Raw genomic sequence first — 16,940 nt, forward strand, 5'->3', positions numbered from 1 at the left:
CTTCACGAGTTGCCTCCTTGGTTATTACCACCTTGATTCCCACTACCATCTTGATTCCCATCACCATTATTAGGTGCCGATGATGCGTTGATGGTGCCTGCCGGAGTCAGGTAAATCCTGGTTATCTCGCCATAATCTTCGAAGGTAAGCTTAATCTCCACAGCTAATGGCAGTGACAAGTCTGCTTGCCACTCTTTAAGCCACGCTTCTCCATTGTAAAAACGCATGTCAAAGTCTTCTACACCGCTAAAGATAGGGAGCACCACAGGAGGCTCGCCCACAGCCGTGTCAGGGTAGCGCCACCATACTCTTTCTAGTTTGTCCTGTTTTAGTCGATAGCCAATTTTCGCTACTTCACCTCGCGGAAATTGATTTTGCGGATTGAGCCAACCTAGACGAGTAAAAAGTAACCCTTTTCCTTCAGACTCCAATAAGTTTTGCTGCCACAAGATCAATCGATTTAACGGCGCCTCTCCCTCGTGTCTAAACTGCCTAAGTGCCATTTGCCTAAAGTCACTATCCAGATAGACAAATCCTCGCTGGATTTCTTGCAAACGAGCACTGCGTTCCTGCGAGAGTTCGTTACTTCGCTGAACTTGGTTAACCACTTGATAAGCAGCAACACTGAGACTTGCGAAGATGGCGATAGCCACTAATACTTCAATCAGTGTAAAGCCTTGAGAACGCTTACCTATCAACGTAGCTCCTCACCGTCACAATGGGACTGGCTTTTTTATCTAGTGCCACACTCACATCAACGGCTTTAAGTAAATTATCAGATGTTTTTACGGGAGTGACGCTCCAAAACCACTCGCGTCCCGCCAATTTCTCGCTCCCTTTTTGGGCTTTAAGCGCAGACGTATCCAGCATAACTTTGGCCATTTGATTATCCACCACCATTGCGGCAAAAGCTTTGTCTTCTAGATAGTTTAAGGTATTGATGTGCTGACTCACTGAACGAATGATCGCAATGGCCGCCGTTGCAAAGATAGCAAGGGCAATCAACACCTCAAGTAGGGTCATCCCTCTAGCGTTTGTTTTCATTCCAATCCTTGTCGTCCATTAGCTGCAACGAACCATTATCTTGGATTTGTACATACCAAGACTGCGCTTTAAGCGCTCGGTTTACAGGCGCTAAAACAAAGGTTCCCGGCGTAATCTCTCCACTGGAAAGAATAAAAACTTGCGGCGGTTTTTCTGCTTTTTTCTTTTTCTCGATGTCAGCAAACATATCTTCATCAAACAAAGTACCAGGTTCAAACAATCGATCATCATTGCCCCAGACACCATTGCTTAAATCGAGTTTGACAGTCATCTCTTCCGGCAACGTGGTTTCTTCAGGAATCTGATTCAATGACACTCTTTGCCAACCGTCAGCTTGGAGCTCCAGAAACACATACTGCTTTTTATCTTCATCAACTCGTATTCCAAAGTCCTTTCCAGCTAACATGGCCTCTTCATTGAAGAGCTGAAGCCTTTGGAATAAGCGCTGAGCTTGTTGTTTCACTTGCTCGTCTTGCGGCTGAGGTAGGGTCGAAATGACTGCGACGGCACTGATGGATAGCAGCACCAATACTAGGAGCACTTCCAGTAAAGTGAAACCTTGATGATGTTGTCGCATGAGAGAACGCATGACATACCACTGAAAAAGGTAGGGCGAATACTCGCCCTACTGATTACCGATTACTGAAAGTCTTGAATATTCCAGTTGCCAATATCGGCTGCTGCGCCTTCACCACCCTCTTGACCATCAGCACCTAACGTAAATATGTCGATAGTGCCTTTGTCACCAGGGCTCAAATATTGATAGTCATTGCCCCACGGGTCATTGGGTAAACGACGAATATAACCACCATCACGGTAGTTACGCGGCTCAGGGTTACCCGGCTTAGTCACTAGCGCTTCCAGACCTTGATCCGTAGTTGGATAAACGCTGTTGTCTAACTTGTACATATCAAGCGCATTTTCTAACGCGACAATATCGGTAATGGCTTTTTGCTGATCCGCTTTCTCTTTGTTGCCTAGTAGATTAGGAACAACAAAGCTTGCCAAAATACCTAAGATAACAACAACCACCATTACTTCGAGTAACGTAAAGCCAGCCTGTTTTCTGTTTGTTTTTCTCATTTCTCACTCCAAAGAAAACGCCTCTAGACAGAGGGTTGTGATTTCATTATCTGATTAGATTATCCAGACATTAAATTGTTCATTTCTAAAATTGGCATCAATGTCGCCATTACGATAAATAGTACCAAGCCAGCCATCAGTGCGATTAAAGCGGGAGTAAAAATTCCCAAAGCAATATTTATGGTCGATTCAAAGTTCTGATCTTGGTTATCAGCGGCACGCGTTAACATGCTTTCGAGCTCACCACTTTGCTCACCACTAGCAATCATATGCAGCATCATTGGAGGGAACAGTTTGGTTTGTTCCAGTGCTTTACGAAGACTTGCACCTTCGCGTACATTGTCGGCGGCATTAGAAACCTGCTTCTTAGCAAAATGATTGGTCATCACATCCACTGACACCTTCATGCCTTCAAGAATTGGAATTGCGCTCGAGGTACAGATTGCCAATGTTCTAGCAAAGCGAGAGGTATTAAGACCACGTGCTATTTTGCCAATCAACGGAAGATTAAGCACCTTGGTATCCCAACTCATTCGTATTGCTGGTCTTTTCAATGCAGCTTTGAATAGGTAAAACAACACCAGAAATACCGCGACAACGACAATGCCCCATTGCTGCACAAAGTCACTGGAAGAAAGCAAGAATTGAGTCGATTTAGGCAACTCTTGTCCCATTTGGACAAATTGACCGACGATTTTGGGTACCACGGCTGCTAGAAGGAACGCCACAATGGCAACGGCAAACACCACCAGCACCACTGGGTAGATCATTGCTTGTTGTAGTTTGGAACGAAGTTTTTGACGGTTCTCAGCGTAATCAGCTAAACGTTCAAGGATAGAGTCTAGATGGCCCGACTTTTCGCCAGCCGCAACCATGGAACGAAATAGCTCATCAAAGATATGCGGATACTCCGCCAAACTGTCTGACAAGGTATAACCTTCGGTGACTTTAGAGCGTATTGCAGCAAGCATACTGCGAATTCGTGGCTTCTCTGATTGCTCTGATACGGCTTTTAAACACTCTTCTAACGGCATGCCCGATTGAACTAGCGTCGATAACTGACGTGTAATAAGCGCTAAATCAGGCGTACTGATACCACGCTTAAAGGCTGGTTTTGACGTTTCACCATTGGCACTTTTGCTCGACTTACCTTTCGCTTCGACAATATCGATAGGAATCATGCCTTGCTCTTTCAGGCGTAAGCGAGCTTGGCGAGCATTATCTCCCTCAACTAACCCTTTTACTTGCTTTCCTTTGGCATTCAGAGCCTTATATTCAAACGCTGCCACTTACGCTTCCTTGGTCACACGCATGACTTCTTCAAGAGAGGTAATCCCATGCTTCACTTTATGGAAACCGTCATCTCGTATACTCGGAGTATGTGAGCGTACTGCTTTTTCAATCGCCTGCTCGCCCGCTTCATCATGAATAAGGGTCTGTACTGTTTCATCAACCATCAAGAGTTCGTGGATACCAGTACGTCCACGATAACCTTTGTGGTTACACTTCTCACAGCCGACAGCTTTATGTAGTACCAGCTCTTCATGCTCGGCCAGCCCGAATAGCTGCTTAGTAGCGCCATCCGCTGCATAAGGTGCTTTACAGTCATTACATAAGGTACGGACCAAGCGCTGCGCTAGAACGCCGAGTAGAGAAGAGGAAATCAGAAACGGTTCAATGCCCATATCACGCATTCGCGTAATCGCACCAACAGCCGTATTAGTGTGCAGTGTCGACATCACCAAGTGACCAGTTAATGAGGCTTGAACAGCAATTTGGGCCGTTTCAAGATCTCGAATCTCACCCACCATCACCACGTCGGGGTCTTGACGTAGAATGGCACGTAAACCTCGAGCAAAGGTCATGTCTACTTTGGGGTTAACCTGCGTCTGACCGATACCATCAATATCAAATTCAATAGGATCTTCAACGGTCAGTATGTTGCGCTCATTACTATTGATCTCTTGCAGACCTGCATACAGAGTCGTGGATTTACCAGAACCAGTTGGACCGGTCACCAAAATAATGCCATGTGGCCTCTTAATCAGGTGTCTAAAGTTTTCATGGTTGGCTGCTGTCATACCTAAACTATGCAAATCTAGCCGCGTCGCGTTTTTATCTAGTAGACGCATCACTACTCGCTCACCATGTGACGATGGCATCGTAGAGACACGAACGTCTACCGCTCTACCACCAATACGCAATGAAATACGGCCATCTTGGGGAACTCGCTTCTCCGCAATATCCAGCTTAGCCATAACTTTGACACGTGATACCAACAGCGGTGCCAACTTACGACTTGGCGCCAACACATCACGCAGTACCCCATCAATACGAAATCGAATCGACAGTACTTTTTCAAAGGTTTCAATATGAATATCCGAGGCGCCTTCTTTGATGGCCTCGCCAAGCATGGCGTTGATTAGCTTGATTATCGGCGCATCGTCATCCGACTCCAACAAATCTTCATCTTGTGGCAACTCCTCTGCTAAAGAGAAAAAGTCATCACTGTCAGCACCAATATCTTCCATTAATTGACGAGCCTCAGACGAGTCGCGCTGATAAGCTTGAGTAAGCTTTGAATCAAACTCCTCAGAAGAAAGAGCATGTAAGGAAAAAGGCTGACGAAACACTCGCTTAACTTCTTGCAATGCATTCAACGCCAGCGGCTCTACATAGTAGAGCACGGCGTCTGACTCTAGAGACTCGAACACTACCTTAAAGCGATTAGCAAAGCTAAACGGCAGGCGAGTCACCAAAGGGCGCTGTTGGATAGTGTCCATAATTACTTCGCTTCTACCTGATCAAAGAATGCTTGAATTTCAGATGGGTAGCGCGTGGTATTATTGAACTCAGGTAATACTGGAATGTAGCCGTCATCCATCAGCTTCAAGCCTTTATCCGCCTTGAATAACTGCTCTGCACGAATGTAGTTATATTTACGCTGAGTGATACCATCAGACGTCATGCCATCACGGATAATCGTCGGCTTAATGAAGACCATGAGGTTCTTTTTCTCAACCGTTGTACTGGTGGAAGTGAACAAACGACCCAGATATGGGATATCTCCGAGGAAAGGAACTTTCGACTCACTTTCAGCGGCACGTTCATCAATCAAACCACCCAATACCAGCATCTGACCATCTTGGATCATCACCGAAGTGTTAAGCTGACGCTTAGCAAAACGCACATCTACCGCACCATTAGCACCAAGAACATTGGAAACTTCTTGCTCAATATTAAGCTGAACCGAGTTACCTTCGTTGATCTGTGGGACGACTTTAAGCTTGATACCTACTTCTTTACGGTCAACCGTTTGGAATGGATTGCTGTTGTTTGAGCCAGCTGTCGAACCGGTCAATACTGGCACTTCTTCACCAACGATAAACGACGCTTCGCCGTTATCCATAACAGTAATGCTAGGAGAAGACAGAATGTTTGAGTTGGAGGTACTGGAAACTGCTGTAATAAGAGCAGTCCAATCGCCAAGAGCAATACCCACAGCAGCACCTTGGACACCGCTGAGTGCGCTAGCAAGCTTGGTATAGTCACCTGTGGTTTTGGTTTCAACGTTGTACGGCGTTCCATCCGCTCTATAACGAGTTTCTGTTGTGGTCTTGTCTTTGGCTTCTTCCATACCAACCATAACATTGCCGATAGAAGCTCCCGTATTGGAAAACTGAACCACACTACCCGCCGAGGCATTACCCCATTGCACGCCAAGGTTAGCGCCATCAACGTCGGCAAGCTCAACAATCAGCGCTTCAATTAGAACCTGCGCACGACGAATGTCTAGCTGCTTAATGATCTCAAGCAGGGCTTTCATAATGTCTGGCGGAGCAGTAATCACAAGCGCGTTGGTATCAGGGTGCGCACTGATCATCACTTCAGAGCGGTTTGCTCCACTGCCTGAGGTAGAGCCAGACTGCTTCTCTTTCTGAAGGTTATCAGACACCCCTTTTAGGACATCCACAAGTTCTTCAGCTTTGGCATATTTAAGATACTGAACTCGGTTGTTGCCTTTGGTTGCCATCTCAACATCAAGTTGATTAATCAAACGACGTAGACGCTCACGAACTTTAGGGTCACCAGAAATCAGGATAGAGTTAGTTCGTTCATCCGCCACCAGCTTAGGTTGTAAGAGTGCTGGGGTATTTTTAGCGTCCGTCGTCTTATTTAAAGCATCAACAATACGAACCATTTCAGCGGCCGAAGCGTTCTTTAATTCAACCACTTCAACTTCTTTATCGCCTGCTTGGTCTACACGGCGAATAATATCTGCTAGACGATTAACAACTGCGGCACGACCGGTAATAAGAATGATGTTCGCAGGGTCATAATGAACCACATTACCTGCACCAGCATTATCATTTAGTTGGCGCAACAAAGGAGAAAGCTCTCTTACCGAAACATTCTTCACCGCGACCACACGTGTCACGACACTGTCTCCAGTGATGTTATCGGAATCACCAACTACAGGAATCGCCGAGGTCTTGGCATCTTTTGCTTTGATAACCTTCAAAATGCCATTGTCCATCTCTACGACCGCGAAACCATAGACTTCTAAGACATTAAGAAAAAAGCTGTAATATTGCTCTTCATTTAAAACATCATAGCTACGCACATCGACTTTACCGCGCACTGACGGATCAACAATGATAGTTTTATCGAGGTTGCGTCCAACGATATTGATAAACTCATGTAGGTCAGTTCCTTTGAAACTGGCACTGAATTCATTGGCTGATACCGCTGGCGTAGCCATCAGGCTCCCCATCAATAACCAGGTACTTGTTTTAAGCCAACTTTTCACTTGTTGCTCCCTTGTAATGCCTTACGCATAACTAAAACTGAATGAATATGTCATGTTGTTGCCCGTCACGCTCTACCGTTAAATTGAGTTCGGTAAGCTCGGAAATAGACTGATAAATTTTCCCCATCGCAGCAGGGTCAGTGAGATCGGCACCATTAAGCGCTACGGCAATATCACCATTTTGAAGTCCTACGGCGTTAAACAACTCTGGATCTCGTCCAGGACTGACTCGGTAACCTTTTACCTGACCATCTCTTTTCACTTGGGAAAGTCGGACATACTGAAAAATCTGTTGTGGATCTTGAGTGATCGTTCTGCGAATTGCTGTCAGCTTTTCTTCTGAATTAATAGGATTATTTCCCGCAATATTGGAGGCAGCGACTTGTGGTGCCGTCTTCAACTCAAGTTTTTTGTATTCTAAGCCTTCTAACATCACCGTCTCATCACGTCCGGAGTTGGAAATAATGATTCGGTCAATCATCACGGCGCTCACCGTCGCTCGCGTGCCTTCAATCTGTTCTCCAATCCCATACGTACCTTGCTTGCCACGATTGGCAACCACCGCAAGACTCAAGTTAGGATTACTGCTTACTACCGAGCCTACTAAAACCACATTCAGCCGTGTTTTAGGTGCATCAGTCACCACTGGCGCCTGCACTACTTTTTGCTCGCGATTGTACTGTCCAAAGATATTGGCTTTGTTGATATCGGAAGAGTGTAAATTATTAGATTGAGTTTGCGCTTGGTTATTAACAGCAACGGGCGCAACCCATTGACTGACAGAATGAGTTTGAGGAAATAATTGCCACAGTAAAACGCCGGCAATCCATGCGGACACCGCTAACATGATTAGAGTAAGCGTTAGGCTAATTTGAGATTGATACTGCAGACAACGACGAAAAAATGAAGATATAGAAGCGGTGTTGATACTCGCAGCCGATATGGATATTCCTTTCACTCTCCTAACTTCCTGCCCTACTAAACATTTACTGACTGTGTAATTAATTGTTATTGCTAAATTATCAGCAATCGTTTTTTGTATGGTTAATCATCTGACTATAGCATATCTATTATGACTGTAGTGCAATCCGCAGAATGGGGTTGAAATAATTAGATCTAAACTCCATTTAGAGGAATATTAGCATGATAAACCTATCAGCAGCTCTCCTCAATTTGTCAGTAATTACTTAAAACTGTCAGGTTATTGAACACAAGAGCACTGGTATTGAGTTAGATAGCAGGATTCAGCATGAGTTCCGAAGAAAAAGCCGTTCGCCTCGACAAATGGCTGTGGGCCGCCCGCTTCTACAAGACAAGAAGCATTGCTCGCAACATGGTCGATGGTGGCAAAGTCCACTATAATGGACAACGTTCTAAACCAAGTAAAATTGTAGAATTAGGTGCTGTCATCGCCCTCAGACAAGGCAATGAAGAAAAGACAGTGACTATTGAGCGTATTTCAGATCAACGCAGAGGTGCACCGGAAGCCCAAACTCTCTACTCCGAAACATCAGAGAGTATTGCCAAACGAGAAGATAACGCGTTGCGCAGAAAACTGAATGCTCACAACCCAAGCCCTGAGCGTCGACCTGACAAAAAACAGCGTCGCGACATTATTAAGTTTAAACATCAATAAGCTGGAGTTTCCTAAATGGCTAACAACACATTAAATCGCTACCTCTTTGAAGAGCTATCAGTGCGCGGAGAGCTCGTGCAATTGGATAGCGCCTATCAGGAGATACTATCCAGCAAAGAATACCCAGCTCCACTGCAAACTCTTCTAGGTGAGTTGCTTGTTGCGACAAGTCTACTAACTGCTACGTTGAAGTTCGAAGGTTCAATTACCATGCAGTTGCAGGGTGATGGCCCAGTTTCCTTAGCGGTGATTAATGGAGACCACAACCAAAAACTACGTGGTGTTGCTCGCTGGGAAGGCGATATTGCTGATGATGCTTCAATCCACGACATGATAGGTAAAGGCTACCTAGTTATCACCATTACTCCAGATCAAGGTGAACGCTATCAAGGCGTTGTCGGATTGGAAGGTGACAATTTGTCAGAAGTGCTAGAGGGCTATTTCGAGCGTTCTGAACAGTTGAAGACTCGTTTATGGATCCGTACTGGTGAAGTAGATGGTCACAAACATGCGGCAGGTATGCTGCTTCAGGTTATGCCTGATGGTACCGGTTCTCCAGAAGATTTCGAGCATCTAGAGCAGCTAACGAATACTGTAAAAGATGAAGAGTTATTTGGTTTAGAAGCCAATGAGTTGCTCTACCGTCTATATAACCAAGATAAAGTACAGCTATTCGAACCAAAAGAAGTGGAATTTTTCTGCGGTTGTTCACGTGAGCGTAGTGGCGCAGCTATCGTCACTGTCGCTCAGGAAGAAATTTTTGACATTTTGGCTCAAGATGGCGAAGTTGCCCTGCACTGTGATTACTGCGGTTCAACCTACGCTTTTGACGAGCCAGAGATCAAAGCACTTTACGCAGATGCCCAATCGGATAACAAAACCGTACACTAATTTTTAGAGTGTAAAAATGAATAAAAGCCAGATCAGATGTGATCTGGCTTTTTTTGTTCGTTTTATTTAACAAATACGCAAATTATTAATGCAAATGCACTAACAAAAGACGTAAATCATGTGTTACATTTGATCTAACGCAAAGGTTTGCTTTGGGGAGAATTAGCCTAATTTCAATATGTGACAAAACACTTAAAACCATCAATAACTGATGAATAATTTTTGAACTATATCCCTGTTTTCTCGGGTCTCTGTTGCTAGCATGGAGTTCAAAATAAAAAACAAATAATAAATAACGAATTACAAAAAAATTTTAAAATCCCTACAAAAATCCAATAAGGAGCACCTATGACCGTTATGGACATTAATAAGGCTGCACAAATCGATCTTACCAAGTACGGAATCACTGGCGTAACTGATATTGTACGCAACCCAAGCTACGAACAGTTATTTGAAGAGGAAACTCGCGAAGGTCTAGAGGGCTACGAGAAAGGCGTAGTCACTGAACTTGGCGCCGTCGCTGTAGATACGGGTATCTTTACTGGTCGCTCACCAAAAGACAAATTTATCGTTAATGATGACACCACTCGCGACACCATGTGGTGGACATCCGATAAAGTTAAAAATGACAACAAACCTATGTCTAAAGAGGCATGGGATGACCTCAAACTACTCGTTACAGGTCAACTTTCTAACAAACGCTTATTCGTCATTGACGGATATTGCGGTGCGAACCCAGACACTCGACTCTGCATTCGTATTATCACCGAAGTGGCTTGGCAGGCTCACTTCGTTAAGAACATGTTCATCCGTCCAACAGAAGAAGAGCTCGCTACGTTTGAGCCAGACTTCGTTGTCATGAACGGTGCTAAGTGCACTAACCAAAAATGGGAAGAACAAGGACTCAACTCTGAAAACTTCACTGTATTCAACCTCACGGAAAGAATGCAGCTTATCGGCGGTACTTGGTACGGCGGTGAAATGAAGAAAGGTATGTTCGCTATGATGAACTACTTCCTTCCTCTAAAAGATATCGCATCCATGCACTGTTCTGCGAATATGGGCGAAGAAGGTGATGTGGCTGTCTTCTTTGGCCTATCAGGTACGGGAAAAACAACGCTATCAACCGATCCAAAACGCGCACTGATCGGTGACGATGAGCACGGTTGGGATGATGACGGTATATTCAACTACGAAGGTGGTTGTTATGCGAAAACAATCAACCTTTCGAAAGAAGCTGAGCCAGACATCTACAACGCGATTCGTCGAGATGCACTACTAGAGAATGTTACTGTTCGCAACGATGGTTCTATCGACTTTGATGATGGTTCGAAGACAGAGAACACTCGTGTCTCGTACCCACTTCACCATATCGAAAATATCGTGAAGCCAGTATCGAAAGGTGGTCATGCGAACAAAGTCATCTTCTTGTCAGCAGATGCGTTCGGTGTACTTCCACCAGTTTCTAAATTGACACCTGAGCAAACTAAGTACCATTTCCTTTCAGGCTTTACAGCGAAGTTAGCGGGTACTGAACGTGGCATTACAGAGCCAACACCAACATTCTCAGCATGTTTCGGGGCAGCATTCCTAACACTACACCCAACTAAGTACGCAGAGGTTCTAGTGAAGCGCATGGAAGCAGCAGGCGCGGAAGCTTACCTTGTGAATACTGGTTGGAATGGCAGTGGTAAACGTATCTCGATTCAAGATACACGCGGTATCATTGATGCGATTCTAGATGGCTCTATTGAACAAGCAGAAACGAAGAGTATTCCTGTGTTCAATCTAGAGGTACCGACTTCGCTTCCAGGCGTTGACCCAACCATCTTGGACCCAAGAGACACTTATGTAGATCCACTACAATGGGAGAGCAAAGCCGAAGATCTAGCGAAACGCTTTATCAATAACTTCGACAAGTATACTGATAATGCAGAAGGTAAATCATTGGTAGCCGCAGGCCCTCAATTGGACTAATTGTTAGATAAACGTTCAATTTTTTAACTCTAGCCCCTCTTTTTGAGGGGCTTTTTCGTGTTTTTCACGCTAAATTATTGTTTATGTTGGAAGGTAGGAAAATAACTTCGTGATAAGAAAGATAATTGCGCTTTGGATAGCATTGCTTGCACTTGGCTTACTTTCAGTTTTGATCGTTTTTGGTGTCTTGCATACACAGTATGCCAAACCAATTATCACTTATGCTCTGCAGCAAGCACTGAACATAAAAGTGGATAGTGAGGCGATAAGTTATCACTATCCTAATAGAATCGATTTTTCGAATGCCAACTTTTCAAAAGCTGAACACGATTCCATTAGTGTCAACAAGCTATCTGTGTGGTTTTCACTGCCAACGTCGACTTCTAAGTGGCTACACATTAACGAGTTGTATGTTAGTGGTGCCAATCTATCAAACCTTACGCTGGGCCTAGATGCATTAGCTGATTACCAGATCAACAACATCGCTCTCGATCATGTGGATTATTCTGGACACGACGTGATCATCAATGATCTGCAGCTCCAACTAAGAAACCTAGAGGTAGGTACATCAATCGAAAGTACTAGAGCAGACTTTCAAGTTCGTGCTTCCCAGGTCTACTATCAAGGTGAAGCTATTGATGAGCTTCTCCTTGATGGTTCCCTTGCTGGCGACAACACGAAAATCTACGGTGCCTCATTCACGTGGAAAGAGGCGCAAGTTACCACTCAAGCGCAGATTGAGAATGGTCATTGGTCTTTAGTCAACACCACTATCAATAAGCTAAAATTTGATTTGTCAGAACTCAGCCAAGGACCGTTAAGTTCACTCACTTCTGTGATTGGCCATATTAACAGTTTGGATCTTTTAAACTCTGATATTACCTACCAGGGAGCGCATGCAGAAAACGTTAGTGCGTCGTTAGAAAACATCGACCTCACTCGCTCGATATGGACACAAAGTCAAGCGTATCTCTCGCTCGATGCTGACAAGCTTCAATGGCAACAGTTTGATTTCATTGAGCCGACTCTAGAACTCAGCTTTTCACCAGATAAACTCGACATCAAAGATCTCGATACCAACCTTGAACAAGGTCGGATTCAAATAGCAGGTACGTTAACTCCAAATTCAATAGCATTGAACAAAGTCGATTTAGATGGCATCAAGTATTACCAAGAACAACAAAATAACTCTTTAACGGATCTGTTTACTCACTTGCATCTCAGCGATCTTAAACAGCTCTCTATCGACTCGCTGAATATCAACCGTAGTCAATGGATTCAACTTGCTCGAAAGCCTTATTGGCAAGTCACAGGTCTAAACCTACAAGCTGAAGATCTACTTATCAAAAAAGATTATCGTTGGGGCTTTTGGCAGGGAAGCGCTATTGCGTCAGCCAATAGCGCTAGTATCGATAAAACAATCGCCAACCAAGTGGCCATTGAAACCAAAAGCACTGATGGAAAGTGGCAACTCAACCGGCTGTTTATCCCTTATGACAAAGGATACATCAGCGCCTCAGCAGAACTTGACTTTGCTGCGCCAAGTCAGCCTTTACGAATTGATGCTGAAGCATATTCAGCCCCTGTCGAGCTACTCAATTACTTAACTGACAGTAAACAAATACAAATTTCCGGCTTAGCCGATGTGGCGCTGTCAGTAAATGCTCTTACGGCAGACAAGTTATCGTTACAGCACACTTTATCGGGCTCTCTTGAAGCCAATTTCTACAACACTCAAATGACAACTGAAGAAACTGATACTTATAATGTTTCTCTATCGCCATTTAAGTTAAGTGCAGATAGAGGGCAGCTGACCCTTGCAGCATTCGAGGTCTCGAGCCAAGAGTGGAATGGGAAAGCAAAAAGCACTATCGACCTAAGAAAGGATCCACTACGTTCACTTCGATTAACATTGCACTCCGAGTGCCGCTCTCAATATCATGTCGAGTTGTTGACTGGTCACATCGGGCTTGAAGAAGTGGAATGTGCAGATCAAAAAAAGCAGCAGGTTCAACCATAACCTGCTGCGATTAAGATTACTATGTGGAAAGTAGCGTGTCTTTATAGTTTGGTAGCAGCATATAAGTACCAACAAACTCGACGGCAGGCACATCTCCACTGTAGATCGTAACATTGATGATGATGCGTGCCTTTCTGCCAGTTGCCAATCGGTCTAAGTCGCCACTGATACCATCAAGAGAAGTCACCGATACTGGACTCATTTCTACGGGATGACGATAACGAATGCTACTGTCTGCCAACACGATATCAGCATGTAAACCTCGCTCACGCATCAAGAGCCATGTCATCCCCCATCCTGTTAATGTCGCAAGAGTAAAGGCAGAACCGGCAAACATTGTATTGTGTGGATTGAGGTTAGGATTTAGTTGGGCGCCACATTCAAAGCGGTAACCGGTATATTGGTTAATCTTAATACCCATTTTGTCACTGATTGGTATCTGTTGCTCCCAACGCTCTTGCAGCTCAGCACACCATTCAGGTCTTCTTAATACTTTAGCCAAAGGGTCAAGCTGTTTAACCATTTGTAGGTGACGAACAGGACCTTTCTGATCATTAAGTTCACCTTGGCTAGTGAATCCATTTTTCTCGTAGAATGAAATTGCATCTTCACGGGCATTACAAACTAGGCGCTTCACCCCTTCTTGACGTGCAAATGATTCCAATGCTACTAAAACAAGAGAGCCCATCCCTTTATCACGGCGATTGCTTTTTACCGCCATATAACGAATTTGGCCTTCGTTATCAGGCGTAATGTATAAACGTCCGATAGCCATAGGTCTTCCTCGACCATCCACTATCATACGGTGATGACTCATTTCATCGTATTCATCACGTTCAGAACCGACTGGTAGTCGCCACGGCTCTCTTAGCATCTGCCATCTAAATTGGTAGTATTTAGCTAACTGGTTGACAGTTTTAGGAGTAATAAGCTTAAACATAGATATCCTTTCGCATGCAAACTAATGCTCTACTCGATTATACTTGTAGCCAGAAGGTAACAGGCCCATCATTGACTAATGACACTTTCATATCAGCAGCAAAACGGCCACGTTCAGTCGGTAAAACTTCAGAACAATGATCTGAAAAGTAATCATACAGACGCTCTGCATCAGTGGGATGAGCCCCTCGCGAAAACCCAGCTCTTGTTCCCTTCTTAGTATCCGCAGGTAAGGTAAACTGCGATACGACTAAAACACTACCACCGACTTGTTTGACGTTGAGATTCATTTTTCCGTCTTCGTCTTCAAAAACACGGTATGTCGTGACTCGCTCGACCAAACGTTTTGCTTTCGCTTCATCGTCGTCTTTTTCTACACCAAGTAGCACTAATAAACCTTTACCGATCTCTCCGACGACTTCGCCTTCTACTTTTACCGCCGATTCACTCACTCTTTGAATTAGTGCTATCACTTATGGTTTCCTTGTTATCACGCATTTCAGTCACAGCTTCAGATTGTAACATGCCCGAATCGGGTAGCCAGTGTTCTTTCTCCCCCATCGCAGCCGTGAACTCCGCACCGATAAGTACAATAAACCAACACAAATAGATCCACAGGAATAAGATTGGTATCGCCGCTAAAGCACCATAGATAAGCTGATATGACGGAAACTGCGTGATGTAATAAGCAAACCCCTTTTTGCTTATTTCAAACAATAAGGTAGCGACTATTGAGCCAACGACAGCATGACTGAAGTGTACTTTTTTGTTTGGAACTAACATGTACAGCCCGATAAACGCAAAGAACGCCATTATTGCTGGTAACCATGCGATAAAGAGACTAAAAGCACCGCTGACCACATTATGTTCTAAAGCTTTCAAAGAGGTCACATAGGAAGTACCAACTATACTTGCGCCTATTAAAATTGGCCCAAGCGTCAATATCATCCAGTACATGGAAAATGAAAAAACCATGCGGCGTTTAACTCTAACACGCCAAATATAGTTGAGATTCTTATCAATATTAGAAATCAACATGAGTGCCGCGATAAATAAGAAAGCACTACCTATTGCCGTCATTTTACCGGTATTTGATACAAACTCGACTAACGCTGAGTACACAGCATCTCCGGCAGCAGGAACAAAGTGCTGAATAATGAAGTCTTGAAGCACTTCTCCCGTATTAGAAAAAACAGGAAATGAGGACAGTACGGAAAGCAGTACCGTCAAAAGAGGGACAATTGATAGTAAAGTGATATAGGCAAGATAACCTGCATTCACATTAATCCTATCGTGAGACATTCTTTGAGCTAAATAACGGGAGAAACTTAAGGTTTCTTGCCCAACAAATAACAGTCTCTTAATAACCACATCTGGGCTTTTGATTGGCATCTAATTAATCCTTGCTATGCTGTCTGGCCCAAATGAGCATAAGACTCGGCCAAAACAAACTCTACTCGTTGCTCTAGTTTTAAAAAAGGCACTGATATACAGCGGTATCCTAGAGACTGGTATTGTTCTATCAATTGTCGATGAATCTCTAATGCTTCTTCAAACGGATAAGGTCGAACGTCATCTTGAACGTATGTCGCAGTGTTAGGTTCGCAAGTAAAAGCTAGAGGCTGATATCCTAGCTTAGCTTGTTCCGTTACTCTTGGCGGAACCGGTTCGTTTCCAAAGGTTAAGTAGGCACATATATCCGGAATAGCACGATCCAAAAAGCTCAGTTGATCGCTTGTCGACGCTGCCTGCCTTTGATTCATCATATCCTTAAAGCATAGCTCAGCAAAAGCAGCTAATTGATTCCAAGGAAGTATTCCATTTTCTAGTTTCGACTGTTCTTCAATAAGCTTTCTCGGTACTTCTTCAAACGTCTTACAATCACGAGCGGCTAAAGCATCAAGCAGTGTTGTCTTACCAGACCCTGGCCCGCCTGTAATAATAAAGGGACTATGTCGTTCCATCGTAATCTTGCTAGTAGGTAAAGATAGTAACGAGTCTAACACTGTTTTGATGTGATAAAAGATGGCAGTTTGAAGAAGATGGAGGGAATTAAATAATAAATCCAAACATTACTACAACTGTAGCGAAAGGAAATAAGTAACAAAGCACTATAAGTAAATGCGGAAACGTGGAATTAAAGCTTGGCAATATCCTACGGTGCGACGATCTGCAAGCAACACATACGAAAACGCCCCAGCAAATGCTGAGGCGTGGAAATAAAGCTTGGCGATGTCCTACTCTCACATGGGGAAGCCCCACACTACCATTGGCGCTATTGCGTTTCACTTCTGAGTTCGGCATGGAATCAGGTGGGTCCACAATGCTATGGTCGCCAAACAAAATCTTGCTTGGGTTCACCTTGCTCTGCAAGATGACTCTAAATACTGGTGCTGATACCCAGACTCGAACTGGGGACCTCATCCTTACCAAGGATGCGCTCTACCACCTGAGCTATATCAGCATAGTGGTTGCCCTTCAGGACTAAAAAAGCCCGTCTTTTCAAACGGGCTCTTTCAAATTTAAAGCCTGGCGATGTC

16 protein-coding genes, 1 tRNA gene and 1 rRNA gene are annotated in these 16,940 nt (G+C 44.2%); 4 read left to right on the forward strand and 14 right to left on the reverse strand.

Annotation, left to right across the window (positions count from 1 at the left end; all coding sequences use genetic code 11):
• Positions 1-2: 2 nt before the first annotated feature.
• The 8 genes from gspJ to gspC are packed head-to-tail and all read right to left on the reverse strand — an operon-like array spanning position 3 to position 7,895.
• Positions 3-698, reverse strand: a complete 696-nt coding sequence (gspJ, locus tag HW45_RS00465; protein ID WP_038223883.1) for a type II secretion system minor pseudopilin GspJ — start codon at positions 696-698, stop codon at positions 3-5.
• The gene (gene gspI / locus HW45_RS00470; RefSeq protein ID WP_006073375.1) at positions 688-1,044 is read right to left on the reverse strand and encodes a type II secretion system minor pseudopilin GspI; all 357 of its coding nucleotides are present in this window, start codon (positions 1,042-1,044) and stop codon (positions 688-690) included. Before gspI ends, gspJ begins: the two co-directional genes overlap by 11 nt.
• A complete protein-coding gene (gene gspH, locus HW45_RS00475; RefSeq protein ID WP_081875728.1) occupies positions 1,028-1,633 on the reverse strand; it encodes a type II secretion system minor pseudopilin GspH in 606 nt (201 codons plus the stop codon). Before gspH ends, gspI begins: the two co-directional genes overlap by 17 nt.
• A 50-nt stretch (positions 1,634-1,683) precedes the next feature.
• Positions 1,684-2,127 carry a type II secretion system major pseudopilin GspG gene (gene gspG / locus HW45_RS00480; protein ID WP_006073367.1) on the reverse strand — a complete coding sequence of 148 codons (444 nt, stop codon included), beginning with the start codon at positions 2,125-2,127 and terminating at the stop codon, positions 1,684-1,686.
• 59 nt (positions 2,128-2,186) lie between these two features.
• Positions 2,187-3,416, reverse strand: a complete 1,230-nt coding sequence (gene gspF, locus HW45_RS00485; RefSeq protein ID WP_038223887.1) for a type II secretion system inner membrane protein GspF — start codon at positions 3,414-3,416, stop codon at positions 2,187-2,189.
• On the reverse strand, positions 3,417-4,910 hold the full coding sequence (gene gspE / locus HW45_RS00490) for a type II secretion system ATPase GspE (protein WP_038223889.1): 1,494 nt from the start codon (positions 4,908-4,910) through the stop codon (positions 3,417-3,419).
• 2 nt (positions 4,911-4,912) lie between these two features.
• Entirely contained in the window at positions 4,913-6,937 is a 2,025-nt protein-coding gene (gspD, locus tag HW45_RS00495; RefSeq protein ID WP_038223891.1) for a type II secretion system secretin GspD, read from the reverse strand.
• Between the two features lie 31 nt (positions 6,938-6,968).
• A complete protein-coding gene (gene gspC, locus HW45_RS00500) occupies positions 6,969-7,895 on the reverse strand; it encodes a type II secretion system protein GspC (protein ID WP_038223893.1) in 927 nt (308 codons plus the stop codon).
• 291 nt (positions 7,896-8,186) lie between these two features.
• Here gspC and hslR point away from each other — a divergent pair, with 291 nt between their 5' ends.
• The 4 genes from hslR to HW45_RS00520 all read left to right on the forward strand — a co-directional run bounded on the left by hslR (position 8,187) and on the right by HW45_RS00520 (position 13,461).
• Positions 8,187-8,573: a ribosome-associated heat shock protein Hsp15 gene (gene hslR, locus HW45_RS00505; protein ID WP_006073354.1), complete on the forward strand. Its 387-nt coding sequence runs from the start codon at positions 8,187-8,189 to the stop codon at positions 8,571-8,573.
• A 15-nt stretch (positions 8,574-8,588) separates the two neighbouring features.
• On the forward strand, positions 8,589-9,464 hold the full coding sequence (hslO, locus tag HW45_RS00510; RefSeq protein ID WP_038223895.1) for an Hsp33 family molecular chaperone HslO: 876 nt from the start codon (positions 8,589-8,591) through the stop codon (positions 9,462-9,464).
• A gap of 348 nt (positions 9,465-9,812) precedes the next feature.
• The gene (pckA, locus tag HW45_RS00515; protein WP_038223898.1) at positions 9,813-11,441 is read left to right on the forward strand and encodes a phosphoenolpyruvate carboxykinase (ATP); all 1,629 of its coding nucleotides are present in this window, start codon (positions 9,813-9,815) and stop codon (positions 11,439-11,441) included.
• 109 nt (positions 11,442-11,550) lie between these two features.
• Complete coding sequence (locus HW45_RS00520; protein WP_038223900.1) at positions 11,551-13,461, forward strand: AsmA family protein; 1,911 nt, start codon at positions 11,551-11,553, stop codon at positions 13,459-13,461.
• Between the two features lie 19 nt (positions 13,462-13,480).
• Here the strand turns inward: HW45_RS00520 and HW45_RS00525 are convergent, their stop codons facing one another.
• The 6 genes from HW45_RS00525 to HW45_RS00550 form a co-directional block, all read right to left on the reverse strand.
• The gene (locus tag HW45_RS00525) at positions 13,481-14,401 is read right to left on the reverse strand and encodes a bifunctional GNAT family N-acetyltransferase/hotdog fold thioesterase (RefSeq protein WP_038223901.1); all 921 of its coding nucleotides are present in this window, start codon (positions 14,399-14,401) and stop codon (positions 13,481-13,483) included.
• Between the two features lie 37 nt (positions 14,402-14,438).
• Complete coding sequence (gene dtd, locus HW45_RS00530) at positions 14,439-14,873, reverse strand: D-aminoacyl-tRNA deacylase (protein ID WP_038223904.1); 435 nt, start codon at positions 14,871-14,873, stop codon at positions 14,439-14,441.
• The gene (locus HW45_RS00535) at positions 14,845-15,792 is read right to left on the reverse strand and encodes a virulence factor BrkB family protein (RefSeq protein ID WP_051867622.1); all 948 of its coding nucleotides are present in this window, start codon (positions 15,790-15,792) and stop codon (positions 14,845-14,847) included. The genes dtd and HW45_RS00535 overlap by 29 nt, the downstream gene beginning before the upstream one ends.
• A 14-nt stretch (positions 15,793-15,806) precedes the next feature.
• Positions 15,807-16,364, reverse strand: coding sequence for an AAA family ATPase (locus tag HW45_RS00540; protein WP_038223906.1), 558 nt, complete (start codon positions 16,362-16,364; stop codon positions 15,807-15,809).
• A 260-nt stretch (positions 16,365-16,624) separates the two neighbouring features.
• A 5S ribosomal RNA gene (gene rrf / locus HW45_RS00545) occupies positions 16,625-16,740 on the reverse strand.
• A gap of 48 nt (positions 16,741-16,788) precedes the next feature.
• Positions 16,789-16,864 (reverse strand) — tRNA-Thr (locus tag HW45_RS00550).
• Positions 16,865-16,940 lie beyond the last annotated feature (76 nt).

It is taken from the genome of Vibrio sp. ER1A (genome assembly GCF_000733315.1).
Taxonomy (GTDB): domain Bacteria; phylum Pseudomonadota; class Gammaproteobacteria; order Enterobacterales; family Vibrionaceae; genus Vibrio; species Vibrio mediterranei.